Source organism: Planosporangium mesophilum, from assembly GCF_016863255.1.
Classification (GTDB): domain Bacteria; phylum Actinomycetota; class Actinomycetes; order Mycobacteriales; family Micromonosporaceae; genus Planosporangium; species Planosporangium mesophilum.
Genome location: NZ_BOON01000023.1, coordinates 1 through 25465 on the forward strand (window position 1 = coordinate 1; position 25465 = coordinate 25465).

The 25465-nt window shown below is 72.0% G+C and carries 24 protein-coding genes and 2 pseudogenes; 18 read left to right on the forward strand and 8 right to left on the reverse strand.

Translation table 11 applies throughout. The features are described from left to right. A pseudogene (locus Pme01_RS12530) lies at window positions 1-358 on the forward strand (methyl-accepting chemotaxis protein); the annotation flags it as partial. Between the two features lie 89 nt (window positions 359-447). Here the strand turns inward: Pme01_RS12530 and Pme01_RS12535 are convergent. Continuing rightward, on the reverse strand, window positions 448-1425 hold the full coding sequence (locus Pme01_RS12535) for a R2-like ligand-binding oxidase (RefSeq protein ID WP_168115531.1): 978 nt from the start codon (window positions 1423-1425) through the stop codon (window positions 448-450). Next, window positions 1422-2000, reverse strand: a complete 579-nt coding sequence (locus tag Pme01_RS12540; RefSeq protein WP_168115530.1) for a TetR/AcrR family transcriptional regulator — start codon at window positions 1998-2000, stop codon at window positions 1422-1424. The genes Pme01_RS12535 and Pme01_RS12540 overlap by 4 nt, the downstream gene beginning before the upstream one ends. Window positions 2001-2106: 106 nt before the next feature. On the opposite strand from Pme01_RS12540, the gene Pme01_RS12545 reads away from it, so the two are divergent. Beyond that, window positions 2107-2517, forward strand: a complete 411-nt coding sequence (locus Pme01_RS12545; RefSeq protein WP_168115529.1) for a RidA family protein — start codon at window positions 2107-2109, stop codon at window positions 2515-2517. A gap of 13 nt (window positions 2518-2530) precedes the next feature. Here Pme01_RS12545 and Pme01_RS12550 read toward each other — a convergent pair whose 3' ends face one another. Further along, window positions 2531-3010, reverse strand: coding sequence for a roadblock/LC7 domain-containing protein (locus Pme01_RS12550; protein ID WP_168115528.1), 480 nt, complete (start codon window positions 3008-3010; stop codon window positions 2531-2533). A 238-nt stretch (window positions 3011-3248) separates the two neighbouring features. Here Pme01_RS12550 and ggt point away from each other — a divergent pair, with 238 nt between their 5' ends. The 3 genes from ggt to Pme01_RS12565 all read left to right on the forward strand — a co-directional run bounded on the left by ggt (window position 3249) and on the right by Pme01_RS12565 (window position 7241). Continuing rightward, window positions 3249-5054 (forward strand): gamma-glutamyltransferase, encoded by a 1806-nt coding sequence (gene ggt, locus Pme01_RS12555; protein WP_373315486.1) that lies wholly within the window; start codon window positions 3249-3251, stop codon window positions 5052-5054. 144 nt (window positions 5055-5198) lie between these two features. Continuing rightward, window positions 5199-6434: a cellulose-binding domain-containing protein gene (locus Pme01_RS12560; protein ID WP_168115526.1), complete on the forward strand. Its 1236-nt coding sequence runs from the start codon at window positions 5199-5201 to the stop codon at window positions 6432-6434. 105 nt (window positions 6435-6539) lie between these two features. Next, window positions 6540-7241, forward strand: coding sequence for an SDR family NAD(P)-dependent oxidoreductase (locus Pme01_RS12565; protein ID WP_168115525.1), 702 nt, complete (start codon window positions 6540-6542; stop codon window positions 7239-7241). 9 nt (window positions 7242-7250) lie between these two features. On the opposite strand, the gene def is transcribed toward Pme01_RS12565, so the two are convergent. Continuing rightward, a complete protein-coding gene (gene def / locus Pme01_RS12570; protein WP_168115524.1) occupies window positions 7251-7799 on the reverse strand; it encodes a peptide deformylase in 549 nt (182 codons plus the stop codon). Window positions 7800-7869: 70 nt separating this feature from the next. Here def and Pme01_RS12575 point away from each other — a divergent pair, with 70 nt between their 5' ends. Next, complete coding sequence (locus Pme01_RS12575) at window positions 7870-8466, forward strand: winged helix-turn-helix domain-containing protein (protein ID WP_203935584.1); 597 nt, start codon at window positions 7870-7872, stop codon at window positions 8464-8466. A 6-nt stretch (window positions 8467-8472) separates the two neighbouring features. On the opposite strand, the gene Pme01_RS12580 is transcribed toward Pme01_RS12575, so the two are convergent. Then, a complete protein-coding gene (locus tag Pme01_RS12580; RefSeq protein WP_168115522.1) occupies window positions 8473-9828 on the reverse strand; it encodes an NAD(P)/FAD-dependent oxidoreductase in 1356 nt (451 codons plus the stop codon). Continuing rightward, window positions 9825-10286: a hypothetical protein gene (locus Pme01_RS12585; protein WP_239088194.1), complete on the reverse strand. Its 462-nt coding sequence runs from the start codon at window positions 10284-10286 to the stop codon at window positions 9825-9827. The genes Pme01_RS12580 and Pme01_RS12585 overlap by 4 nt, the downstream gene beginning before the upstream one ends. Window positions 10287-10570: 284 nt before the next feature. On the opposite strand from Pme01_RS12585, the gene Pme01_RS12590 reads away from it, so the two are divergent. Next, complete coding sequence (locus Pme01_RS12590) at window positions 10571-11941, forward strand: glycoside hydrolase family 28 protein (protein WP_203935585.1); 1371 nt, start codon at window positions 10571-10573, stop codon at window positions 11939-11941. Here Pme01_RS12590 and Pme01_RS12595 read toward each other — a convergent pair whose 3' ends face one another. Beyond that, window positions 11942-12610 carry a class I SAM-dependent methyltransferase gene (locus tag Pme01_RS12595; protein ID WP_168115520.1) on the reverse strand — a complete coding sequence of 223 codons (669 nt, stop codon included), beginning with the start codon at window positions 12608-12610 and terminating at the stop codon, window positions 11942-11944. Between the two features lie 115 nt (window positions 12611-12725). Between Pme01_RS12595 and Pme01_RS12600 the strand changes: the two genes are divergently transcribed. From Pme01_RS12600 to Pme01_RS12645, 10 genes are all read left to right on the forward strand, one after another. After that, window positions 12726-13010: a hypothetical protein gene (locus tag Pme01_RS12600; RefSeq protein WP_239088193.1), complete on the forward strand. Its 285-nt coding sequence runs from the start codon at window positions 12726-12728 to the stop codon at window positions 13008-13010. Between the two features lie 111 nt (window positions 13011-13121). Continuing rightward, window positions 13122-13871 (forward strand): NAD-dependent epimerase/dehydratase family protein, encoded by a 750-nt coding sequence (locus tag Pme01_RS12605; protein WP_168115519.1) that lies wholly within the window; start codon window positions 13122-13124, stop codon window positions 13869-13871. A gap of 244 nt (window positions 13872-14115) precedes the next feature. Further along, window positions 14116-14277 (forward strand): hypothetical protein, encoded by a 162-nt coding sequence (locus tag Pme01_RS12610; RefSeq protein WP_168115518.1) that lies wholly within the window; start codon window positions 14116-14118, stop codon window positions 14275-14277. Window positions 14278-14351: 74 nt separating this feature from the next. Next, the gene (locus tag Pme01_RS12615) at window positions 14352-14522 is read left to right on the forward strand and encodes a hypothetical protein (RefSeq protein WP_168115517.1); all 171 of its coding nucleotides are present in this window, start codon (window positions 14352-14354) and stop codon (window positions 14520-14522) included. Window positions 14523-14667: 145 nt separating this feature from the next. After that, window positions 14668-15432: a DeoR/GlpR family DNA-binding transcription regulator gene (locus Pme01_RS12620; RefSeq protein ID WP_168115516.1), complete on the forward strand. Its 765-nt coding sequence runs from the start codon at window positions 14668-14670 to the stop codon at window positions 15430-15432. Beyond that, entirely contained in the window at window positions 15429-15992 is a 564-nt protein-coding gene (locus Pme01_RS12625) for an HAD family hydrolase (RefSeq protein ID WP_168115515.1), read from the forward strand. Before Pme01_RS12620 ends, Pme01_RS12625 begins: the two co-directional genes overlap by 4 nt. After that, window positions 15989-17176, forward strand: coding sequence for an MFS transporter (locus Pme01_RS12630; RefSeq protein WP_168115514.1), 1188 nt, complete (start codon window positions 15989-15991; stop codon window positions 17174-17176). The genes Pme01_RS12625 and Pme01_RS12630 overlap by 4 nt, the downstream gene beginning before the upstream one ends. Before the next feature lie 100 nt (window positions 17177-17276). Beyond that, the gene (locus tag Pme01_RS12635) at window positions 17277-18203 is read left to right on the forward strand and encodes an ABC transporter ATP-binding protein (RefSeq protein WP_168115513.1); all 927 of its coding nucleotides are present in this window, start codon (window positions 17277-17279) and stop codon (window positions 18201-18203) included. Next, on the forward strand, window positions 18200-19258 hold the full coding sequence (locus Pme01_RS12640) for an ABC transporter permease (RefSeq protein WP_203935586.1): 1059 nt from the start codon (window positions 18200-18202) through the stop codon (window positions 19256-19258). The genes Pme01_RS12635 and Pme01_RS12640 overlap by 4 nt, the downstream gene beginning before the upstream one ends. Window positions 19259-19379: 121 nt before the next feature. Continuing rightward, window positions 19380-20597 carry an MFS transporter gene (locus tag Pme01_RS12645; protein ID WP_168115512.1) on the forward strand — a complete coding sequence of 406 codons (1218 nt, stop codon included), beginning with the start codon at window positions 19380-19382 and terminating at the stop codon, window positions 20595-20597. 3 nt (window positions 20598-20600) lie between these two features. Here Pme01_RS12645 and Pme01_RS12650 read toward each other — a convergent pair. Beyond that, window positions 20601-23057 (reverse strand): annotated as a pseudogene (locus Pme01_RS12650) (lamin tail domain-containing protein); the annotation flags it as partial. Window positions 23058-23366: 309 nt separating this feature from the next. On the opposite strand from Pme01_RS12650, the gene Pme01_RS12655 reads away from it, so the two are divergent. After that, window positions 23367-25457 carry a substrate-binding domain-containing protein gene (locus tag Pme01_RS12655; RefSeq protein ID WP_168115511.1) on the forward strand — a complete coding sequence of 697 codons (2091 nt, stop codon included), beginning with the start codon at window positions 23367-23369 and terminating at the stop codon, window positions 25455-25457. Window positions 25458-25465: the final 8 nt, after the last annotated feature.

Below are 25465 nucleotides of genomic sequence, written 5' to 3' on the forward strand. Positions count from 1 at the left end.
GGCCCAGGAGACCGCGAAGGCGACCGAGGACATCTCCCGCCGGGTCGAGGCCATCCAGGCCGACACCACCAACGCCGTCGAGGCCATCGGCGAGATCAGCCGGATCATCGACCGCATCAACTCCTACCAGACCACCATCGCCGCCGCCGTCGAGGAGCAGGCGGCCACCGCCAGCGAGATCAGCCGTAGCGTGGCGGCCGCGGCCACCGGAAGCACCGAGATCGCTCAGGCGATCGGTGGTGTGGCGGAGGCGACCGACACCACCAGCGGCGGTGTGATCGAGACCGAGCGCGCCGCCACCGAATTGGCCGAGATGAGCGGCGAGCTACAGCAACTGGTCGCGCGCTTCAAGTACTGACGGCCGTGGTGGAAGGGGGTGGCGGGGGACCCGCCGCCCCCTTCCACGTCGAAGGTCAGCCGGCCGAGGCGGTCAGCTCCGCCGCTGAGCTACGTGGCGGCCAGCTCCGCCGCGTCCTCGGCGCCGAAGGTCTCCTCCAGCTCCTCCGGGGACGCGTCGTAGTCGATCTGCCCGACCGGTGTCCCGATGGCCGACTCGATCGCGCCGAGGCGGCGTGCGGCGCGGCTCGACGCGTACGCCATCAGCTCGTCGACGTCGAGGTTGAACGCCTCCTGGTCGCTGTGCTCCATGGCCCACTCGATCTGGGCCATGGCGTGCGGCAGCAGCTCGACGAAGCGCTCCTGTACGACCTGCCAGTTCTTCTCGTCGGCGGCGACGTGCCGGCGGCAGGTGAAGGTGCCCCAGGCCATGTGCCGCCGCTCGTCGTCACCGATCCGCCGCACCAGCGTCCGCATGCCGGGCAGGATGTTCCGGGTCGTACAGATCTTGTTCCACACGTAGTAGCCGGTCAGCGCGAGCGAGCCCTCGACGACGTGGTTGTACGTGACGCTGGCGCGTACCTGGTTGGCCGGCGACGGGTCGTCGTCGAGCGAACCCAGCGCCTCGGGCAGGGCCTCGTAGAAGATGGCGCGGTACCCCGGGTTGTCCTCGATGTACGAGTGCAGGTCGTCGGTGACCCCGACCGCGTCGAGCCAGCGGCGGAAGACCTCGGTGTGCCGGGCCTCCTCGAAGGCGAACTGGGTCAGGTACATCTGGTCGCCGAAGCGGCCCTCGGCCGCCATGGCCCGGAGAAACGGCTGGATGTCCTGGGTGACCGCCTCCTCGCCGGCGATGAACTGGGCGCACAGCATCGTCGCGGAGAACCGCTGCCGCTCCTCGAGCCGCTGCCAGTCCTCGGCGTCCTGGCTGAAGTCGATGTCGGCGGCGTTCCAGAACTTACGGTTGCCCTTGGCGTACAGCCGAAGTGGCAGCGAGTCCCAGCTGAGGCCGCCGGCGCGCAGGGAGTGGAAGCCGGTCCGGTGGACGGTGTTCGTCTCCTGCTCGGTGTTCGTCGATCGGTCGATCATGGCTGCTCCGAGGGGATGAGTCGGGACACGACACGCGCGACGCTCTCCGCGGCGTGTTCGGGCGGGTCGAGGGGGAGAACCAGATGGCTGACGGTGAGCCGGACGGCGGTGTCGGCGACCAGCTCGGCGTCCGGGGTGGACCACTTGTCGCGCAGTTGGGCGACGATCCGCTTCCGGGCGGCGAGTACGACCGGCTCGCCCCGCGTGGTGATCAGCGGGAGCAGCTCCTCCGCGCCGTCGCCGGTGAGTGAGGCCTTGACCAGGGGGTTGTCCTGGCCGTCCTGGAGCACGTACCGCACCGCCTCCCGGATCGCCCGGTGCGGGTCGGCGTACGCGTTGAGCGCGGCCCCGATGCCGTCGAGCAGGCGGGCGGTCTCGTGCAGGACGAGCGCCTGGGCCAGCCGGCTCTTGTCGCCGAACTCGTTGTAGACCGTCTGCCGGCTCACGCCGACGCGGGCCGCGACGTCGGCCATGCGCAGGCGGCGGAAGCCGTACGCGACGATCAGTTCGCCGGTGGCCGTCAGGAGCGCGCTGCGGAGATCCCGGCGTACCCGGTCGGCGAACCGCTCACCCATGTCGGTGAGTTTTACACTCTTCGATGCGCCGTCAAGGGCCGTCGCGAATCGCGCCAATCGGCTACTCTCCGGTGCGTTCCGACCACCGCCGACGGGAGAGTCACCCATGTCTGTCCACGATCGCCTGACCGCCGTGCCCGACCTCGCCGCCGGGCCGGGGTACGCGCATGCCGTGACCGTTTCCGGGCGGTTGGCTTTCGTCTCCGGTCAGGTCGGCATGGACGCGGACGGGCGGGTCGTCGGCCCCGGTGACCTGGCCGCGCAGACCAGGCAGGCCCTGACCAACCTGCACCGGATCCTGCGTACGCTCGGCGCGGACTGGCCCGACGTCGCGCGCTTCGGCTGGTACGTGCTGGACGTGAGCCAGGTCCAGACGATCCGGGACGTGCGCGACGAGGTCATCCGGCCCGCGATGGGTGACCGGCCCAACCCGGCGAGCACGCTGGTACAGGTGTCGGCGCTGTTCCGGCCCGAGTTCCTGATGGAGGTCGAGGCGGTCGTCGCCCTTCCGGACTGACCGCGGCCTGATGTCACAGGCCGGTGCTCTGCTTGAGCGCCTCGATGAGCCGTGGCGTCAGGACCTCGCCGGTGCCGTGTGCGAAGAGCGTCATCGCGTGCGCGGTGGCGCCCAGGTTGGCCTCCTTGGTGGCGAGGACGCTCAACGCGCAGCCCGGGTTGATGGTGCGGACCAGTACGTACCCCTCGTCCATGCCGATGACGATCTTGTTGGCTTCGCCGAGGTCGAAGACGCGGGAGGCGCCGGCCGCGAGGCTGATGACGGCCGAGGTGATGGCCGCCAGCCGCTCGGCGTCCGCGCGCGGGCCGTCGGAGTCCGGCCGCCGACCCTCGGCGTCCCGCCGTGATCGCCAGCCCGATCCGGCGATCAGCAGGCCGTCGGAGGAGACCGTGATCGCCGCCCGTACCCCGGCGGTCTGCGTGACGAACCGGGTGAGCAGGCGGTTGACGTGGTCGGCGTCCGGGCTCGGGGGCGGCGTACGGCCGGGCTCCACGGCGTCCTCCTGGGCGGGGTGTGGGCGGGCTTCCCTACCCCGATGGGGGCAGCGGTACACCGGCTGAGCCGCATGAATTTTGACGCCGGTGAGTCGACCGATCGTGGATGGCGGACCCGGATTCGGTGACAGAGATCGTCATCACGATTACCCTTGGCGATGCTTCGCGGTTTGCGGCCGAGGCGCGACGGGTACCCGCGGACAGCGAAGCCCGTCGATCTGAGGAGCACCCATGCGAATGCGCCGGGCGACCATTCTGACCGCCCTCACGCTGTCGATCCCGTTGTTCACCCCGCTGACGTCGGCCCGGGCCGAGACCGTGCGGGCCGACCACCAGGCCGTCAGGTCGGCCGTTGCCGAGGGCTACGGCGGAGCCATCTCCACCGTGGACCCGACCGCCACCGACGTCGGCCTGGAGGTGCTGCGCCGGGGTGGCAACGCGGTCGACGCCGCGGTGGCCGCGGCCGCCACGCTCGGCGTGACCGAGCCGTTCTCGGCGGGCATCGGCGGCGGTGGCTTCTTCGTGTACTACGACGCGCGCAAGCACGCCGTGTACACCATCGACGGGCGTGAGGCGGCACCGATGTCGATGCGGGAGGACGCCTTCGTCGACCCCGCCACCGGCAAGGGGTACGCCTTCGACGAGGCGCGGGTCAGCGGCGTCTCGGTCGGGGTTCCCGGCACCCTGCTGACCTGGCAGGAGGCGCTGCGGCGGTGGGGTACCCGGTCGCTCGGCGCGTCGCTGTCGCCGGCCGCGCGGGTCGCCGACCGCGGGTTCCCGGTCGACGCCACGTTCGCCGGCCAGATCAGCGAGAACGCCGCCCCGTTCGGCCAGTTCGACTCGACCAGCAAGCTGTACCTGCCGAAGGGCGAGCCGCCGGCGGTCGGTTCGACGTTCCGCAACCCGGACCTCGCGGACACGTACCGTCTGATCGCGCGGCGCGGCGTCGAGGAGTTCTACCGGGGCGGGGTGGCCCGCGACATCGTCTCCACGGTGCAGCACCCGCCGGTCGCGGCCGACCCGGCCGTACCGTGGGCGCACCCGATCCGGCCCGGCACGATGAGCATGTCCGACCTGGCCGACTACCGGGTTCGGACCCCGGCGCCGACGCATTCGCGGTACCGCGGACTCGACGTGTACGGGATGGCCACGCCGTCCAGCGGCGGCACCACCGTCGGGGAGGCACTCAACATCCTGGAGCGCTCCGACCTGAGCCGGCTGCCCCGGGTCGAGGCCCTGCACCGGTACCTGGAGGCCAGCGCACTCGCGTTCGCCGACCGCAACCGCTACCTCGGCGACTACACCTCGCGCGCCACGCTGGAGCAGTTGCTCAGTGACGGGTTCGCGGGGGAGCGGGCGTGCCTGATCGACCCCGCGCACGCGCTGCCGAAGCCGGTCGGCCCGGGCGTACCGGACGGCTCCTACGGCCGCTGCGCCAAGGCGGCGGCCGGCGAGGCCAACACGCAGGGCACGCACACCACGAACCTGACCGTGGCCGACCGGTGGGGCAACGTCGTGGAGTACACCCTGACCATCGAGCAGACCGGCGGCAACGCCATGGTCGTACCCGGCCGCGGTTTCCTGCTCAACAACGAGCTGACGGACTTCAACTTCACCAACACGCAGGCCCCCGCCGCCGACCCGAACCTGCCCGGGCCGGGCAAGCGGCCGCGCAGCTCGATGTCGCCGACGATCGTGCTGGCGGACGGCAAGCCGTACCTGGCGGTCGGCTCGCCCGGCGGCTCGACCATCATCACCACGGTGCTGCAGATCCTGCTCGGGCGGCTCGACCTGGGCCTGACCCTGCCGGACGCGATCGCGGCGCCGCGGGCCAGCCAGCGCAACACCGCGAGTGTGCAGGCAGAGCCGGCGTTCCTGTCGTCACCGGAGGCCACGGCACTGCAAGAGCTGGGCCATGCGTTCACCGGTACCCCCGAGATCGGGGCGGCGACCGGGATCGAGTTCCGGCGTGACGGCCGGATGCTCGCGGCGGCCGAACCCACCCGCCGGGGTGGTGGCTCGGCGGCGGTAGTGCGGCGCTGACCGAACCTTCCATGATCGCGGATACTTTTCCATGCTTCGGCACGGCAAAGTATCCGCGATCATGCGATGCTGGGGTGGGCGTGCGGGATACATGTACATCGATGAGCGGGCGGTGCTCTTCACACCCCACCGATCGGAGAGAGCATGTCTTCGTCGCGCATCCTGTTCCCGTGGCGCCGGCGCCACCTCGCCGCGTTGGCCGCCGCCGCGACCTTGCTGGCGGCTGCCGGCTCCGTGGCCGTCACCACGAGAGCGAGCGCCGCCGGTACCTGTCGCGTCGACTACACGACGAACCAGTGGACCGGAGGGTTCACCGCGAACGTACGCATCGCGTCCGGTGACGCCCTCCACGGCTGGACGGTCACCTGGACGTACGCCGCGGGCCAGCAGGTCACCAGCGCCTGGAACGCCACGGTCACCCAGAGCGGCACGGCCGTGCGCGCCGCCAACGTCTCGTGGAACGGGGAGGTACCGGCCGGCGGGTCGACCGAGTTCGGCTTCCAGGGCACCTGGAGTTCGGCCAACCCGGCGCCGTCCGACTTCGCCGTCAACGGGGTCGCCTGCGGCGGCGGTGGAAGCCCGGGCCCGACCGGCGCCCCTACGACCGCGCCGCCGACGGCGGTGCCGCCCACGACAGCGCCGCCCACCACCCGGCCTCCTACCGCGCCTCCGACCTCGACGCCACCCGGCTCCGGCGGCTGTGCGGGTGCGGTGATCTGCGACGGTTTCGAGGGCCAGAGCGGCACCACGCCCGCTGGAAGCTGGTCACCGACCTATCCGGACTGTTCCGGCAGCGGCACCGCGACCGTCGACACGGCGGTCACGCACGGCGGCGCCCGGTCGCTCAAGATCACCGGTACCGCCGGGTACTGCAACCACGTGTTCGTCGCCTCGACCGCCGACCTCAGCAGGGTCGGGGCCAACTGGTACGTCCGCTTCTACGTCCGCCACACCACCCAGCTACCCGCGGCGCACGTCGCGTTCCTCGCGATGAACGACTCCGGCCAGAGCGGAAAGAACCTCCGCCTCGGCGGGCAGAACGGCGCCCTCCAGTGGAACCGTGAGCTCGACGACGCGACGCTGCCGGAGCAGAGCCCCGCCGGGGTGGCGCTCAGCGCCGCGCTGCCGACCGGTACCTGGAACTGCGTCGAGTTCAACGTCAACGGTGACGGCACGATGCGTACCTGGCTGGGCGGCTCCCAGGTGGCCGGCCTGACCGCCGACGGTACGCCGACGCACGATGTCGACAGCCAGTGGCTCGCCCGGTCCTGGCGACCGTCGCTGACCAGCCTCAAGCTCGGCTGGGAGGCGTACGGCGAGGGTACGGACACGCTCTGGTTCGACGACGTGGCCGTCGGGTCGAGCCGGATCGGCTGCTGACGGTACCCGGTGCCATGATCGCGGAGACTCTTCCGTGCCGGAGCGCGGAAAAGTTTCCGCGATCATGAGGTGGGAGCCAGCGCAGCCGGGGTAGGGGAGGGGGCCGTGGACCGGATCGTCGTGATCAGCGGCGCCAATCGTGGTATCGGCCGGGAGGCCGCCCGTCAGTTCGTCGAGCGCCGGGACACCGTGGTCGTGACCGCCCGCCGGGCCGACCAGGCCGGCGAGGTCGCCGCCGAGCTGAACAGCACCGCCGAGCGCGAAAGAGCCGTCGCCCGCCGGCTCGACGTCACCGACCAGGAGTCGATCGTGGATCTGGCCACCGACCTGGAGGACCGGTTCGGCCGGGTGGACGTACTGGTCAACAACGCCGGTATCCACTACGACGACTGGCAGAGTGCGGTCGACGCCGATCTCGACGTCGTACGGGAGGCGCTGGAGACCAACCTGTTCGGCGCCTGGATGCTGAGCCAGCACCTGCTCCCACTGCTCCGGGCCGCCAGGCACGGGCGGATCGTCAACGTCTCCAGCGAGCTCGGGTCGCTGGCCGTGATGGGCGGCGGCGCTCCCGCGTACAAGGTCTCGAAGGTCGGTCTCAACGCGCTGACCCGCATGCTCGCCGACGAGCTCGCGGGCGACGGCATCCTGGTCAACTCGGTCTGTCCGGGCTGGACGGCCACGGACATGGGCGGTCCCGGCGGCCGCCCGGTCGCGGAGGGTGCGGCCGGTATCGTCTGGGCCGCCGACCTGCCCGACGGCGGCCCGACCGGCGGACTGTTCCGGGACGGCCAGCCGCTGCCGTGGTGAATGTCGGCGCTACCGGATCCGGCCGAAGATGGGGTGGGGGCTGAGCTTGACGCGCGGCGCCGAGCCGCCGTTCCACGGCGCCTCGCGGATCGCCTTCATCGCCGCCCTGCGCCGCTCGGTGTCCATGCGGTCGATGAAGAGCACGCCGTCGAGGTGGTCGGTCTCGTGCTGGAGGCATCGCGCCATGTCACCGGAGCCGACGATCTGAAGCGGGTCGCCGTGCTGGGAGAAGCCCTTCGCGACGACGTTCAACCGCCGCTTGGTGTCGAAGTACAGGCCGGGGATGGACAGGCAGCCCTCCGGGCCGTCCTGCTCCTCCTCGTCGGGAAAGCGCAGCACCGGGTTGACCAGGTGACCGTACACACCGCCCACGTGGAACACGAAGACCCGCAGACTCACGCCCAACTGGGGCGCGGCGAGGCCGGCGCCCCGCTCGTCGCGCAGGGTGTCGGTCAGATCCCTGAGCAGGCTCCGCAGCTCCCGGTCGAAGGTCATCACCTCGTCGGCCGGCGTGGTCAGGACGGGGTCTCCGAACAGGCGTACGGGCAGGACGGCCATGGCGCTCCCTCGACGGCGTCGACACGCAGGTGCGTTGACTCGGTCTTTGCAAAGAACCATACTTTGCAAAGTGACGGAGGAACAGCGTGATGCGGTAGCCGAGGCGGCCCTGCGGCACCCGGTACGGGCGGCGTTGATGGAGCTGATCGGCGTGCGGGGGACCGTCACCTCCGCGCAGGCGGCCGAGGCGCTCGGTGGCAGCACCGGGCTGTACTCGTTCCACCTGCGCCAACTCGCCCGGTACGGTCTGATCGAGGAGGCGCCGGCCGGCCGGGGACGGGTGCGACCCTGGCGCCTGGCCACCGCGGAGCCCACGCCCGACGCCGCGAGCAGCGCCGCGACCGATCTCGACGGCCTCGCCCGCGGGCTGGAGGACGAGAGCTACCGGCGCTGGCAGGCCCAGCGCGACCGGGCGCCGGCGCGTTGGCGTCGGGACGAGGCGTTCAGCCAGGTCCTGTACCTCACGCCGGCCGAGCTGACCGAGATGGGCAGCGCGATCCGGGACCTCATCAGCCGGTACCGGCGGCGTGAGGACCGGCCTGCCACCCGGCCACCCGGCGCCGCCCCGGTGGCCGTCGTCGCCCGCCTGTTCCCGCTGCTGGAGCCGGACGCGCTGGAATCCGGTCCGGCGCAGCCCGATCCGCCGGAGCCGGACGCGGAAGCCTGACGCCCGTCAGCCGGACTGGGTCACGAGTGTGGGCGCCCGCGCCGCCGTCTGCAGCGGCTTGCGCGGCTCCTCCAACTCGCCGAGGGCGTTGATGTCGCGGGGGAAGACCGACGCCAGCACCCAGTCGGTGAACACCCGTACCTTCCTGGGGTTGCTCGGCAGCATCGCCAGGTGGTACCCGCGATGCAGCAGCCAGGCGGGCACGCCGCGCAGGCGGATGCCGTAGATCTGGGCGACGCCTTCGAGCCGGCCCAGCCCGGCGACCGCGCCGGCGAAGCGGTGCCGGTACGGCTCGGGCGGGTGGCGGTGGTCGGCGCGGAGTTCGGCGACGAGGTTGTCGGCGAGCCGCCGCCCCTGCCGGATCGCGTGCTGGGCCGTGGGAGCGCAGAGGGCGTTCGGATCGTCGCTGGTCAGGTCGGGTACGGCCGCGCAGTCACCGCCGGTCCACGCGCCGGCCTGGCCACGCACCCGCAGGTACGCGTCGGCGAGTATCCGGCTGCGCTCGTCGCGGGGCAGGTCGGTGTTGTCGACCAGCGGGTTGGGCCGTACCCCGGCCGTCCACACCAGCGTGTTGGCCTCGAGCACGTCGTCGGCGTACCGGCCGCCGAACCTGATCCGGCCGCCTACACAGGACGTGATGGTGGTGTTGAGACGGACCTCGACCCCCCGCTCCCGTAGCACGTCCGCGGTGTACTCGCTGAGCTCCGGGCTGACCTCCGGCATGATGCGGCCGGTAGCCTCGACCAGGATCCAGCGCAGGTCCTCGCGGCGCAGCCCGTGGAACGCCTCGACCGCGTCCCTCGACAGGTCCGACAGCTCGCCGAGCGCTTCGACACCGGCGTACCCGCCGCCGACCAGCAGGAACGTCATGGCGCGCCGCCGGACCTCGGGGCTGGTGGTCGACGCCGCCAGCGAGAGCTGGGTCAGTACCCGGTTGCGCAGGAAGACCGCCTCGCCGAGGGTCTTGAAGCCGACGGCCAGTTCGGGCAGCCCGGGAATCGGCAGCGTCTTGGAGACGGCGCCGGGGGCGACCACCACGTGGTCGTACGGGAGGTCGCGCTCCTCGCCGTCGACCAGCCGTACCTGGGCCGTACGGTCGGCGTGCCGTACCCTCACGGCCTGGCCGTTGCACACGGAGAACCGGGGGAGCACGCGGCGCAGCGGAACGGCGACGTGCCGTGGTTCGACGGTCCCGGCGGCCACCTCGGGCAGCAGCGGCTGGTAGGTGAAGTACGACAGGGGATCGACGATGATCAGTTCGGCCTCGCCCGGCCTCAGCCTCTTCTCCAGCCGCCGGGCAGCGTAGAGGCCGACCGCGCCGCCGCCGATGATGAGGATCCGGGGGGTGTGGGCCCTGGTCATGGCGGTCTCCTCAGCTCGTGGTCCGCCCTGTCCGCTGCGCTTTCCAACGCCTTGTTGTCGAACGCCCTGTTGTCCAACGCCCTGTCCACCGTCGCCGCGACCGCGCCGTACGCCAGGTGCGGCAGCACGTCGGCGACCCAGTCCGCGGCGCTCCACTCGCGCGGGTCGGTGATCCGCAGCAGGGTCATCGGTACGTTCGACCCGAGCATGGCCAGGGTCGCCAGGGTGACGGCCTCCCGCGGCCACGACCGCGGCCGGCCCGCCGTCAGCGCGTACCCGGCGGCGACGGCCATTCCGGTCGCGTACCCGAGCAGCGCCCCGATCCCGGCGCTGCGGTTGTCGGCGCGCTCGTCCTCGCCGAGGTCGAGGCCCAGGGCGTCGGCCAGACGCCGTGCGGTCCGCTGCGGTGTCGTACTGGCGGGGCGGCCGCGAAGCGCCATGTCGAGGTAGCTGACCATGTCGAGCGCCACCGTGCCGGCGGCGCCGGCGACGAGGCCGCGGTACAGCGGACGCACCACCTGCGGCTACCCGCCGGTCGACCCGCTACACCCGTCGCCGCCGTATACAGGCCCCCACGGACCGGCGATCGCGATCGCCGGTACGACGGTTCGCGCAGAACGTTGCCGTGACGCGGCAACCGGGAGCGAAGATCCTTGACGCTGTTCCCCGGTGTCGGATACATCTCCATCGAGATTCATCTCTTGATGGCCGTTGTCGACGGGAGGCGAAGGTGGCGAAGCGGGTGTCCCGCCGACAGGTGCTCATCGGCGGACTTGGCGTCGCTGGTGCGGTGGCGGCCACGGTCCCGGCCCGTCCGGCGTCCGCCCGTTCGACGACGGTCGCGGTATCGGCCGCCGACCTGCCGTGGCCGCATGCGCGGGCCATCGTCGCGGAGACCGTGGTCCCATCGTTTCCCCCGGTGACGTTCGACGTGACGGCGTTCGGAGCGAAGAACGACGGCACGACCGACAACACGGCGGCGTTCAGGCGGGCGATCGAGGTGTGCAACGCCGCCGGTGGAGGGACCGTCCTCGTGCCGCCGGGTACGTACCTCACCGGCGCGATCCGCCTCAGGAGCAACGTCAACCTCCGGCTCGCCGGCGCGACGCTGATGTTCTCCGGCGACGAGAGCAGGTACCCGGTCGTGCTCACCCGGTACGAGGGGATCGAGTGCATGAACCGGTCGCCGATGATCTACGCGTACGGCGAGCGGAACATCGCGCTGACCGGCGACGGCACCCTCGACGCCGCCGCCACGTCATCCTGGAACAAGGGCTCCGACCGGGCCTGGCTGGAGACCCAGGTGTCCAAGCCGCCGCAGCAGCGGGTGGTGCCCGGCTCCGGCCACGCCATGCGCTCGGCGTTCGTCGAGCCGTACCACTGCCGGAACGTGCTGATCCAGGGCGTCACGCTGAGGAACTCGATGTTCTGGCAGATCCACCCGACGCTGTGCCGCAACGTGACCGTGGACGGCGTAAGTACCGATCCGAGCACGGCGCACAACAACACCGACGGCTGCGACCCGGAGTCCTGCGACCACGTGGTCATCCGCAACTGCGACCTCGGCGCGCACGACGACAACGTCGCCATCAAGTCGGGCCGCGACGCCGACGGCCGGCGGGTCGACGTGCCCTGCCAGAACATCGTCGTGTTCGGCTGCCAGATGAACGGCAACTGGGGAGCGATCACGTGCGGCAGCGAGCAGACCGGTGGGATCCGCAACGTGTACGCATACCGCAACGCGCTGGTCGGGGCGACCAAGTTCGCCCTGTACGTGAAGTCCAATACGCAACGCGGTGGTTTCAGCCAGAACATCAACCTGGACAGCTTCTCCGGAACGGTCAACCGCGCGTACGCGTACGTGACCATGACCTACAACGGTCAGACCGGCAGCTACCCGCCGGCGTTCGGGCCGTTCACGATCACCAACTCCTCGTCGTCGAGCGCGCCACGGGTGTTCGACGTGAGCGGCCTGCCGAGCGACCACGTCAGGGGCTTTGCGGTCAGCAACTGCGACTTCAACGGCGTGGCCGACCCGTCGAACGCCTTCAACCACGTCGACGGCGTCGTCTTCAACGACGTGAAGATCAACGGCAGGACTGTCCAGCCGTAGCTACAGCCGGGACGGCAGCCGCCACACGGTCGTGGTCTTGACGTCGGTGCTCTCCAGGGATCGGTTGACGGGCACCTCGTGGACCGCCACCGACTCCAGGTGCTCCCGGGGCAGGTAGGCCCGCCCCGGATCGCCGACCAGGACGAGAGCGCCGCGCGCGGCGGCGCGGCGCAGGAACGGCAGTACCCGGTCGGTCATGGCCTTGCTGTAGAAGACGTCCCCGGCCAGCACCACCTCGGCCCCGTCGGCGTCGCCCGACAGGACGTCACCCAGGACAGCGGTGATCTTGACATCGTTGGCGTCCGCGTTGGCGGCGATGGCCGTGACCGCGAGCGGATCGATCTCGTTGGCGGTGACGGTCGCCGCACCCGCCCGGACGGCGGCGATCGCGACCAGGCCCGAGCCGGCGGCGAGGTCGAAGACGGTCCGGCCCCGGATCAGGTCGGGATGATCCAGGATGTACCGCGCCAGGGCCTGCCCGCCCGCCCAGGCGAACGCCCAGAACGGCGGCGGCTGCTCGCTGCCGCGCAGGTTCTCCTCGGTCTTCTCCCACAGCGCGATCGCGTCGTCGGCCAGGTGGAGGTGGACCTCCGGCACGTACGGGGCGGGGGAGAGCCGGGTGTGGGCGCGGACGAAGGCGTTTTCGGGCGAGTTGACGAGCGGGTGCACAGGCCGAACTGTACGCACCGGGCCTGGCTACCGGTTGGCACCCGTACCGGCACTCCGTCGCACCGCCTCTGCCGTTAGCTGAGTCACTGACGGAGATCAGCCAGAGGGGGATGCGATGGTCACCAGTGTGGAGTCGGTACGGGCGGAGGCGTTGTTCGCCTCGCCTCTTCAGTCCTCCGACCAGCCGGCCGCCCCGGAGGTCCTGCGGGCGGTGGCGACGACGCTGCGCCGGTTCGGGTCGCGCGGGTGCGCCGCCCGGGTGGCCGGCGAGTTCGGTGAGCACCCGGATACCGCGGTCCACCGGATGACGTGGGCCCTAGAGATGATCCGGTCCGTGTACCCGACGCCGGCCCAGCCGGACGCGCAGCCCGAGCCGCAGCCCCTCGCCCTCGCGGGCTGACCGGGATCGCACGGCGTCGCCGAGGCGGTGGCCTCAGGCGCGGCCCCGGGATCACGACCTTGCCGACGTCGTGACGATCACGGGACGGCCCGACGTGAGATCATTTTCGATGTGCGAGTACTCGTCGTAGGTGGTTCGGGGTATGTCGGCGAACTCCTCACGCCGCTGCTGGCTCGGCTGCACACCGTCCGCGTTCTCGACCTCCGGCCGCCCTCGATCCGGTTCGACTACGTCGCCGGGGACGCCACCGACCCCGCCGTTCTGGCGGAGGCGATGGCCGGGGTCGACGCGGTGGTGCACTGCGCGATGGGCACCAACCGGCTGGACCAGCCCGGCGCGGTGGCGAACGCGTTCGACGTCAACGTCAAGTCCGTCCATCTGACGCTGGTCGCCGCCCACGACGCGGGCGTGCCGCACGTCGTACACATCAGCAGCATGTCGGTCTACCGTGACCTGGAGCGCCGACGCCTCGACGACGAGTCCGTACCGCCGGACGCGACGGACCTGTACGGGTTGACCAAGCGGCTGGGGGAGCAGGTGTGCCGGGCGGCGGTCGAGGAGTTGGGGATCTCGGTCACCGCGCTCCGGCTGACCTGGCCCACTCCGGATGACGTGTGGCCGGCGTGGGGGTACTACGACCCGCCGAAGGTGCTGCGCAACGACGACGGCGTCGTCATACAGGCGACCGCGGCGACCGACCTGGCCCGCGCCGTGGCGGCGGCGCTGGAGTTTCGCGACGGCTTCCAGGTCTTCACGATCTCCGGTGACCGGTCGGCCCGGCTGTGGAGCACCGCCAGGGCGCAGCGCCTGCTGGGCTGGGCGCCAACCTTTGAAATGACCTCCGAACCGGATGGCCGTTAGTCCGATTCGTCCGAGTTCGGTGTCGTACGCGGGACGTTTTTGTTAAGTGCCCGTCAACTGACGCAAAAAGAACGGCGTGCTGTCGCTTTCCCGCGAAACACTGCACATGCGATGTTGGAGGGGCCCCGACGACCGAGGAGGCGTCGTGCTGATTAAGACGACCAGCTGTGATGTGGGTGTTCGGATCGATCTGTCGTGTGACTCCTGCGATCTGTTGTTTTTGCCGCGGCCGAGCACCCCGCAGGTGCTCTCGGCGGTCTGGAAGGCGGCGGCGGCCCGGGGGTGGAAGGCGACGGAGCCGGGACCGCGGGGGCGGCACTACTGTCCGGCCTGCGCCGACCTGCTCGCCGGGGGGAGGGTGGCCGAGGTCGTGGAGCCGGAGGCGTACCCGCGCAAGTCGGCCTGAACGTCGCCGGGGCTACCCCTCGAAACCGCCTCGACCTGCGGATAACCGGGTGGTGCGATGGGTATCCGTACCGTGTGACGAAGCCTGAGCCGCTGCCGGAGTACGAGCAGCGTACCGATGTCCATCCGATCGAGGATCGCCCCGATGTCCTCGAAGCGGTCGAGGACGACACGACCGCGCCGGGGTTCCCGGTTCCCGAGGCCGGCCCCGACGACCTGACCCCGCGGTTCCGGGAACCGCTGTAGCGCCGGTCGCTGAATGAGCGCGGCGGGGCCATGCTTCCCCGCCGCGGCGGTCTGCTGCGTCCACCTGATCTCGATGGGCTCGCCGCGCGCCCGTCCGAACAGAATATCTTGCTAAACGAACAGCATTGATGTTCTACTCGAACACGTGACTGTTCAACAACGCCACCAGGCCATCGTCGAGGCGCTCCAGGCCCACGGTCGGGTGACCGTAGCCGAGCTGAGCGCCCGGGCCGGCGTGTCGGAGATGACCATCCGCCGCGACCTCGAGCTGCTCGAGCGCGAGGGGCTGCTCCAGCGGGTGCACGGCGGTGCGGTCAGCACCGTCTCCGGCAGCTACGAGCCCCCGTTCGGGGTCCGCGCCCGCCTGCGCTCGGAGGAGAAGGCGCGCATCGGTACCGCTGCGGCCGCACTGATCGGCGCGAACGAGACGGTGGTCATCGACGCGGGTACGACCGCGCTGGCCGTCGCGCACGCGCTGCGGGGCCGCCGGCAGTTGACCGTGTGCGCGCTGAGCGTGCCGGCCGCCGCCGCGCTCGGCGACGAGCCGGGCATCCGGCTGATCGCCGCCGGCGGCGACGTGCGCCAGGGCGAGCAGGCCTTCGTGGGCCCGCTGGCCGAACGGATCTTCGACGACTTCCGCTTCGACACCCTTGTCCTGTCGGTCGGCGGCGTCGACGCGGAGCACGGGCTGACCGACTTCAACCCCGACGACGTACGCCTCAAGCGCGCCGCCGTCGCGGGCTCCCGCCGCCGCATCGTGGTGGCCGACTCGGCCAAGCTGGGTCGGGCGACCTTCGCCCGGATCGGCCCGACCCAGCTCGCCGACGTCCTCGTCACCGACGAGGGTGCGAGCGAGGACCAGGTGACGGCGCTGCACGCGGCGGGCGTCAACGTGGTGATCGCGGCATGATCGTCTTCGACTTCTGCGGCGTGCTCGGCGAGTGGCCGACACCGGCGGACCGGGCGGGGCTGGAGCGGCTCGCCGGCCGGGCGGGCGAGGAGTTCTGGGCCGACTACTGGTGCCACCGGCCGCCGTACGACATCGGGGCGCTCACCGACGAGGAGTATTGGGCCCGGGTGGCACCCGCCGCCTCGGTGTCCGCGCTGGTCGAGGCGGACACCGCCGCGTGGGTACGGCTGCGGCCGGAGGCCCTGACGCTGGTGGACCAGTTGCCCGGGCCGAAGGCGATCCTGTCCAACGCGCCGGCGCGGCTCGCCCACGCGATCGACACCGCGCCGTGGGCCGGACGCTTCGCCCACCGGGTGTTCAGCGCCGACGTCGGTGTGGCGAAGCCGCACGCGCGGGCGTACCGGGCGCTGTGTGAGCGGCTGGGTACCGCGCCCGACGAGATCGTGTTCGTCGACGACCGGCTGGAGAACGTCGTCGCCGCCGAGGCGGAGGGCCTGCGCGCCGTCCACTTCACCGACTTCCCGACGCTGAAGACGGCCCTGCGGACGGTGCTGCGGTGACAGGCGTGGCCGTGCCGCCGGTCGCGCCGCCCCGGCTGCGGCCGCTCGCCGTCGTGGGCGCTGTCGCGGCGTTCGCGCTGATCGGGGTGCAGCAGGCGCTGTACGGGCCGGCGATCCCGGCGCTGCGCGAGGTACACCAGATCTCGGCCGCCACCGCCGGCGCCGCGCTCAGCGTGCACTTCGCCGGCGCCATCGCCGGGGTCCTCGCGCTGCCGCTGGCCCGCCGGCTCGGCGTACCGGACGGCCTTTTCCTGGCCGGGTCGCTGGCGCTCATCGCGGCCGGCTGCGTCGCGTTCGTGTTCGCGCCGGCCTGGCCGGCGGCCCTGGTCGCGGTCTTCGTCGCGGGCGTCGGGTTCGGCGGCGTCGACGGCGGGGTCAACCAGGTCTTCACCGAGGTGTACGCCGACGGCGGCCACGGCATGCTCAACCTGCTGCACGGATGCTTCGGGGTCGGCGCCATCGCCGGCCCGGTCGCGGTCGGCGTGCTGGCCGGTCGCGCCCCGGCCGGTTATGCGGCGGCGTTCGCCGGCTGCGCGCTGATCGCCCTGGTGGCTCTGCCGATGCTGCGGGGCGTCGCGGGGACCGGTCGGTCCGCACGAGCGGAGCGGCCCGAGCCGGCCGAGCGGGCCCGCGGGTCGTCGTGGCGCCGGGCCGGCCTGGTCGGCGCCACCGGGTACGCGTTCATCGCGTTCTTCGTCCTGAACGTGGGCCTGGAGACCGGCGCCGGCGGTTGGGAGACCACCCACCTGATCGCCATCGGGCTGACCGCGCCGGCGGCGGCCTCCGCCACGTCCGGTTTCTGGCTGGCCTTCACCGCGGTGCGCTTCGCCGTCGTACCGCTCTGCCGGCGGTACCAGGCCCGCACCATCGTGATCGCGTCCACGGTGCTGACCGTGGTGGCCGGGGTCGCCACCCTGCTCGACCCGCTGGCGCCCCTGGCGTACGGGCTGCTCGGCGTCGCCGTCGGGCCGCTGTACCCGACCGGCCTGGCCTGGCTGGCCCAGGTACGGCCGCAGCTGACCTCGACCGTGGTGGCCGTGTCGATGGTCGGCGGCATCTGGGGCCCCTCGGCCATCGGGCTGGCCGTGGAGGCGTACGGCGCCGGTGCCGTCGCCTGGGCGATGGTCACGCTCGCCGTCGCCGGTCTGGCCACCGTCGTCGCGATCGACCGGGCGAGACGGTAGACGGTCGGGCGCCGGGGCCGCGATGGTGGTCGATGGTATGGGGGCCCCGAGGCTTGCCGGCGGACGCTACGATCGCCGCGTCGACGGGGAGGTACAGACGTTGCCCGATCATGAGTACGGCGTGCTGGCAAGGGGTGTCACACGCCGGTTCGGCTCCGTGGAGGCGCTGCGGGGTCTGGACCTGACCGTCCCGTACGGCCGGGTCACCGCCCTCGTCGGCCCGAACGGTGCCGGTAAGACGACGCTGCTGCTGGTGCTGGCGACGCTGCTGCGGCCGGACGCGGGGGAGGTGCGGGTCGCCGGCCTCGACCCGGCTGTCCACCCGGACCAGGTACGGGCCTCGATGGGCTGGATGCCCGATGTGTTCGGCGTCTACGACCAGCTCACGGTGCGCGAGTACCTGGCGTTCTTCGCCGACGCCTACCTGCTGGGCCGGTCCCGGGCCGGCGAGCGGGTCCGGTCGCTGCTCGGCCAGGTCCACCTCGACGAGTACGCCGACCGGCCGGTACACGTACTGTCGCGAGGCCAGAAACAGCGGCTGGCGCTGGCCCGCGCACTGGTGCACGAGCCGCGGGTCCTGCTGCTCGACGAGCCCGCGTCGGGGCTGGACCCGCGCTCCCGGATCGAGCTTCGCGACCTGCTGCGCGGCCTGGCCGAGGCGGGCACCGCGGTGCTCGTGTCCAGCCACATTCTCACCGAGCTGGAGGAGATCGCCGACCGGATCGTCTTCGTCGCCGACGGCCGCACCGTGGCCGAGCACGAGATCGGCGACCTCGCCGCGCGGACCGCGACCGGCTGGCGGGTACGCGCGACGGACCCGGTGGCGCTGCACGCCGCGCTGGAACGACACGGGGTGGCCGCCGGCGAGGCCAACGGCTCAGGTACCGAACTCCCGCCGATGTCCGAGGACGAGGCGGCCGATCTGCTCGCGGCGCTGGTCGCGGAAGGGGTACGCGTGGTGACCTTCGCGCCCATCGGGAGCCACCTGGAGTCGGCCTACCTGGCCATGGCGCAGGAGCGGCGATGACCGGCGGCACGATGACGGACGACCCGACGACCGGTGAGCACCTGAGCGGCGGCCCGACCACAGGCGGTGGCTTGGTGCGCGGGATCGCGCTGGTCACCCGCCACGAGTTCCGGGTCCGGCTGCGTACCGGCCGATGGCGGTGGCTGCTCGGCGCCTGGGTGGCGGTGATCGCGGTCTTCACCGGACTGCTGCACAGCGCGCTGGCCGTCACCGAGACCGAGCCCGGCATACCGCTGTTCGGCGGCCTGATGCTGTTCGTCCTGGCGCTGGTTCTCATCATCAGCCCCGCGCTGACCGCGCAGTCGATCAACGGCGACCGTGAGCGCGGCACGCTCGCCACACTCCAGGTGACCCGGCTGTCCGCGGCGCAGATCGCGCTCGGCAAGCTCCTCGCCGGTTGGGGGGTGGGGCTCACGGCGCTGGTGCTGACCGTGCCGTTCGTCGGCTGGGCGATGCTCCAGGGCGGGGTCGGCGGTCTGCGCGCGCTGGTGGTCATGGTCGTCGTCGCCCTGTTGATCGGCGTGGTGTGCGCGGTCTCCCAGGCGCTGTCGGCGCTGGTCGCCCGCAGCATCACCTCGGCGCTGCTGTCGTACGTCACGGTGTTCGCCCTGACCGTCGGCACGCTCGTCGCGTTCGGCCTGGCGTTGCCGTTGACGGCGGAGAAGGTCCAGCAGAGCACCTTCGACGGCCAGGAGTACACGACCAGTCGGGTGCGCACCGAGCGGGTCTGGTGGCTGCTCGCGCCCAACCCGTTCGCGGTGCTCGCCGACGCGGCGCCGCGACTTCCCCGGCCGGTCGACCCCTACACCGGCCAGCCGGAGCCGGTGCCGTTCGACCCGCTGGGCGAGGTCGGGCACGAGGTGCGCCGGCTGCGCGTGCCGTCGACGCCGGGCGGTCCCGAGGCGCCGGTGCCGGTGCCGGAGACGGAGTCCGGGCCGGTCTGGCCCTACGGGCTCGCGTTCGACCTGCTGCTCGGGGTCGGCGCCGGCTGGTTGACCGTACGGCGGTTGCGAACCCCCGCCCGTACCCTCGCGAAGGGGGTCCGGGTCGCCTGAGCGATCGTGGACACTCGGCCGATCCCGGGGTCGTACGAGTGTCCAGGACCCGCTGTGATCCGCGCCCAAAGCAGGTCTGATCCGGGCCGCGGCGTCAGACGCGTGTCGCAGGATTGGGCCCATGCGTCTGGAGCCCTACCGTCACGTCTTCGCCCTTCCCGGAGTGCTGCGACTACTACTGGTCGCGCTGCTGGCTCGGGTGCCGGTGACGGCCGTGGGGATCACGCTCACCCTCCACGTCGTACTCGATCTCAAGCGGGGATACGCGGCGGCCGGGGCGGTCAGCGCCTTGACGACGATCGGGATGGCGCTCGGCGGGCCGATCCTGGGCAGGTTCGTCGACCGGCGCGGGCTGCGGCCGGTGCTGCTGCTGACGACCGTGGCGTCGATGATCTTCTGGGCGGTCGCGCCCGAGCTGCCCTATCCGATGCTGCTGCCGGTAGCGTTCGTGGGTGGAGCGTTGACGCTCCCGGTGTTCTCGGTGGTCCGGCAGTCACTGGCCGCGCTCGTCCCCGACGAGCACCGCCGCGCGGCGTACTCCATCGACTCCATGTCGGTCGAGATCACCTTCATGGTCGGCCCGGCGCTGGCCGTGGTGATTCTGACCAGCACGTCCGCGACCGCCACCATGTGGGGACTCGGCACGGCCATTGCGCTCGCCGGCATCGGGCTCTACGCGTTCAACCCACCGACGAGGAGCGACGAGGAGCGCGCAGCCGGTACCCCGACCGAACGCCATCGCGTGCTCAACCCACGACTGGTCACCGTGCTGGCGGCGGTCGCCGGGTCGACGTTCGTGCTCGCCGGCACCGACGTCGGCATCGTCGCCGTGCTCAGGGATTCGGACCAGGTCAGCTGGACCGGGGTTGTGATCATCGCCTGGTGCGCGGCGTCCCTGGTCGGCGGCTTCGTCTACGGTGCCCTGCCGCGCCCGTGGTCACCTTTTGTGATCATGGCGCTGCTCGGCCTGCTCACGATGCCGGGTGGGCTCGCCGGCCACTGGCAATGGCTGTGCCTGCTGCTGGTACCGGCCGGCCTCCTGTGCGCCCCGGCGATGGCGTCCAGTTCGGACATCATCAGCCGGATGGTGCCGGCCCCGGTGCGGGGCGAGGCGATGGGCTGGTACAGCTCGGCGCTCACCACCGGCTCCTCGCTGGGCGCGCCGGCGGTTGGGTTCGTCATCGACCGGTTCGGGTCGGCCTGGGGCTTCGTTCTCGCCGGCGCCGGCGGCGCGGTGGTGGCACTGTTGGCGCTCCTGGTGACCCAGCGTCGTCCCGGCGCCCCCGCACCGACGCCGGCGCCGCAGGCGTTGGCCGGCGTCGGTGCGGGGGCCCCGTGATCGCTAATCGTCGTTGGTGATCGTCCCGGTGGCGGCCGCGCGGGTGTACCGGATCCGCGAATCGCCGCCGACCACCAGCGCGAACCGCTCGTCGGGCTCGCGGCGCCGGTCGCCGTTGACCGTCACGGTGAACGTCACGCTCGTCGTACCGGCCTTGACCTGCTGGCAGCCGAACAGCCGCTGGTAGTCCTGACCACCGGCGGCGGTCTGGTCGAACGTCGACGCGCACAGCAGCCCGGCCTCCGACAGCGGCCGCGACAGCGTCACCGTGAAAGCCAGCGGCCGGGTACCGCTGTTGCCCTCGGCCACCGACGCGTCCGTTACCGAGACGTACGGCCGCGACCTGAACCGCGCCACCTGCGGGTCGTGGTCGCTCACCCCACGTGCGCCGTCACCGGAGAAGTCCGCCGGGAAGTCGGCGTTGACGTGCGCGGCCCGTACCTCGATGAAATCGCGGTACAGGTTGTCGTCGACGAACAGGTTGTCCAGCGTCTGCGCCTGCCCCTGGAACACGTACGAGTACGCGGCCGCCGGGTTGACGCGGGCCAGGTCGTCCCACAGGTTGTGCAGGCCGGCCCGGTACAGCGGGCCCAACTGGTCCGACGGGGTGTCGGCGTCGGTACGGGCGATCGGGTCGTCCGGGCGCGGGAACACGTTGAGGTCGCCGCCGTAGACGAACCGGGCATCGGGAGCGGCCGCACGTACGGCGTCAGCGATCGCGGCACCGTACGCCGCCTGCTCGGTCCGCTGACCGACCCGGGCGTCCGGGGTGGAGGAGTAGTGGTTGCTCACCGCCCACAGGTCATAGCCTTCGGAGATCCCCGGTGCCGCCTTCACGAAGAAGTGCGCCACCTGGGGTGCGCGGGTGTAGACGTTGCTGCCGTCCACGCCGGTCGACCGGTCCACGTCGGTGGGCAGCGCCGCGTTGAGCGCCTTCGGGTTCTGCACGTCGGCGTTGTACGCCAGCCCGGCGGCGCGGTAGCGCACCGTCGGCGACGAGCCGAGGATCGGGTCGGCCGCCTCCGGCGCCGGCAGCGACAGCCGGTCGGTCCGGTACAGGAACGCCGACGTGATGCCGCGCGCGTCGGCGCCGTTGCGGTCGTACGCGGTGTCGTACGCCGGCCCACCCCGTGCGGCGATCGCGAGCGCCAGATCCTGGAGCACGTCCGGCTTCCCGTCGGCGTTGTCTTTCGGCCCGGTGTCGGCCGTGCCGCAGACGAGAGCGCCGGCTGCGACCGTGCAGATGTCCTGGTCCTCGGCCTCCTGGGTCAGGATCAGGTCCGGCGCCTTCAGGTCGTCGACCACCTGGGCCGCGATGCCGTTCAGGTGAGTGGTGTACGCGGCCTCGCTGGCCGGCACGTAGTCGAACGGCGGCCGGACACCGGTACAGCCGGGGTTGCCGGTGAAGTCGCAGCCGTCGAACGGGTCGTCGCGGTAGTCGTACAGGTTCTCCATGTTGAACGTCGCCACCGCGGCCTGTTCGTCGCGGTCGGCCGCCCGCACCGGGTGGTTGGCGGCCGGGTCCGGGCCGGGCGTGAACGCCACCTGCTCGGGCTGGACGCTGTACTTGCTGAAGCCGTAGCTCACCCCGCCGAACGCGTCGGCGGTCACCGTGTCGAGGTCGCGAGCGGGCGGGAGCAGCGCGGTGTTGTCACCGGCCCCGTTGTTACCAGCCGCCTTGACGCCCTGGCTGCCGATCAGGATGCGCTGCCCGTTGCCGTTGTCGAAACGGGTACCGGCCACGTCGTCGAGCGGGTGCGCGTCGCGGAAAACCCTTCTCGCGTACGGGTCGGAGCGGGTGGCGAGCGGTTCCTCCCGGTCGATCAGCCAGATCTCCGAGTCGGCGGTGGAGGCGAAGACGTCCCGGGCCCCGGTGACGGGGCTGCCCGCCCGGATGCGCATCCGTTCGCCCTCGTGGCGTTCCCAGTACCGGTCGGCCGCTGCCGAGTCGGCCGGCGGCCGGGTGTCGGTCACCGCGACGGCCGTGTTCACGTCCAGCCCGCTGGCGAGCACGCTGACCAGCGAGGCGGAAGACAGCTGGGTCTGGTTGAAGTACTCCGACACCCGGGCGCGCAGCACCACCTCGTCGCCGACCGTCGGCGCGTACCCGCCGACCAGGGTGGTGAACGAGCCCATGAACACGAAGATCCCGTCGGAGCTGGTCGGGTCGCCGTCTCCCGAGCCCAGCCGGCTCTGCAGGAAGAAGCCGTACTGGTCGGCGCCGGCAGACGTACGGGCCAGGGTCTTCTGGGTGATGACGCCCCGCACCTGGTACAGGCTGCTGCTGGTGGCGTTGCCCGACGCCGGGGCCAGCGGCGAGCGGTCGGTACCGCCCGTCTCGCTGTCCAGTGTGGAGCCCTGTACCTCTCCGACGGTGAGTACGGTGTCCGCCGCGGCCGCGCCGCTGACCGGCCCGAGTGCGGATAACGCGGTGGCGGCCACGGCGACCGTGGCCAGGATGTTCGGTAAACGCATCGATCCTCCGACCTCGCTGATGCACCGCAGAGGTTACGGCCCCGCATTGACGGATGTCTGATCCGCCATCGACGCGAGGGTGAACACGCGGGTCGGGGAAGGGCGCTGTCTCCCCTTCGGGTGAGGGCGTCGTTTTGGCGAGGGGTGTTGTTTCGTGCAGGAAAACTTTGATCTTCTGTGATCGGACGGTCACACGGAGCGCTCGAACGGTGCTAGCGTCAATGACCGGCGTAAATATTCACCCGACAGGGGTGCCTCGAACATACGACTCCGCGACCGGAGGGAATCGAGGCGATGGCCGACGCTCGGCACGACAGCGGCGATGTGGGTGGCACCGAACGCGGCGACGCGACGACTGAGTACCGGCGGGGCACCGCCAAGGGTGCCGCGTCGGTTCCGGGTGGCCTCTCGTCGCCGTACACGCCGGGCGTTCCACGCCGGCCCCCCGCACATCCGACACTCCCGTACGCTCCGGTCCCACGGCGCGGAGTAGCGCCGTTCGTCGGCGAGTTGCTGCCACCCGCCATGCCCGGCCGCCCCCGGCTGCGGCGGGTGCCGATCGACCAGGTACCGGCCGATCGGGTGCCGATCGATCGGCCGCCGGTCGCCCGGCCGCCGGTGGATCGCGTACCCGCCAGCCATACGGCGGTGGGCCGAGCGCAGGTCGGTCGGACGATCGCGGGTCAGGCGACGGCGCCGCTGCCGTCCAACCACCGGCGCCGCGAACGGGGCCGCCACTGGGCGGCCGTGTCCGGCCTACTGATCGGCGCCCTGACCATCGGAGTCGGCGGGGCCACCCTGATCAGCCAGGGCCCCGGAGCGATCGGGGTCTGCCCGCCCCCGATCCTGCGCATCGTCGCCGCACCGGAGATCGCGTCGCCCATCCGGGACGCGGCGAAGAGCATCGGCGGCCACTGCGCGCCGGCCGCCGTCGCCGCCCAGGAGCCGGCCGAGACCGTACGCGACCTCGAGGCCCACCCGCCGGACGTGTGGGTGCCGTCCTCCACAGCGTGGCTTCGGCTGGCCGATGCCCAGGGGTACCGGGCGGCCGGCACGTCGCTTGCCCGGTCCCCGCTCGTGGTCGCCACTCCGCGCCCGGTCGCCCGGTCGCTGGGCTGGCCGGGTCGCCAGCCGACCTGGACCGAACTGGCCGACAGGACGTACACCGGCGAGATCCAGCGGTTCAGCGTGCCCGACCCGCAGCGGGTGACCGCCGGGCTGCTCGCCGTGCTCGGGGTGGACGCCGCGGTCGGCCGGGGCGGCGACGGCCCCGGCGCGGCGAGGATGCGGGCGCTGACCTTCCGCAGCCGGCTCGCCGACGCCGACGCCGACCCGGCCCGGCTACTTCGCCAGGTGACCGCCGTACCGGACCCGGCCCGCGACGTCGGCCTGTTCCCGGTCACCGAGCAGGCGCTGTGGTCGAGCCTGACGGAGACCGGCGCCCGGTCGCTGGTCGCGGTGTACCCGCCCGACGGCCTCGTCGAGGCCGACTACCCGCTGGTGGCGTCGGACGGCGTACAGCACGACGCGGCGCGCCGGCCGGTCGTCGCGCGCCTGGGTGCCTGGTTCCGGAGCGGCGCCGGCGTCCGCAAGCTCACCGAACACGGCTTCCGGCCACCGGCGGGTGTGGCCGACGCGGCGGTGCCGGTCCGCGACGGGCTGCTGCCGCGGTACGGCCTGGCGTCGCCGATCCCGCCGGACGCGCGGGCGGTCACCGAGGCGGTCACCGCGTGGGCGCGGTACCAGCGGATGCGGTTCCAGGCGCTGTTGCTGGTCGACCAGTCCGCCTCGATGGGCGACCCGGTCCGGGACGGCGCGGGCGACCCCACCACCAAGGCGGCGCTGCTGCGCGAGTGCGCGGGCGAGGCGGTCCGGCTGCTGGGCGAGGACACCAGCCTCGCGATGTGGCTGTTCCCGCCGGCCCGAGCATCCGGCACGCCGTTCGTCGAGGCGGTACCGTTCGGCCCGCTCGACGGGGCGGTCGGCGGGGTGCCGCGCAGGACGGCGCTGAGCCGGGCGCTCGCCGACTACCAGCCGACGTCCCGTACCGGCGCACCCCTGCACGAGGCGGTGCTGCGGGCCACCGACGAGATGCGGCAGAGGTACCGCTCCGACGAGGTCACCCTCGTCGTCGTGGTAACCGACGGGCCGGACGGAGGGTCCAGCAGTCGGGCGTCGTTCCTGTCGAAGCTGGCCGGGGACGTCGACCCGTCCCGCCCGGTACCGGTGTTCGCCGTCGGCTACGGACCCGGCGCCGACATGGCGACCCTCCGCGAGGCGGCGCGGCTGACCGGCGGGCAGGCGTTCGCCGCCGCCAACCCCCGTGACCTCGACAGCGCCGTCCTGGCGGTGTTCCTGGCCGCGCACCAGGGCAGATCGGGCTAAGGTCGACA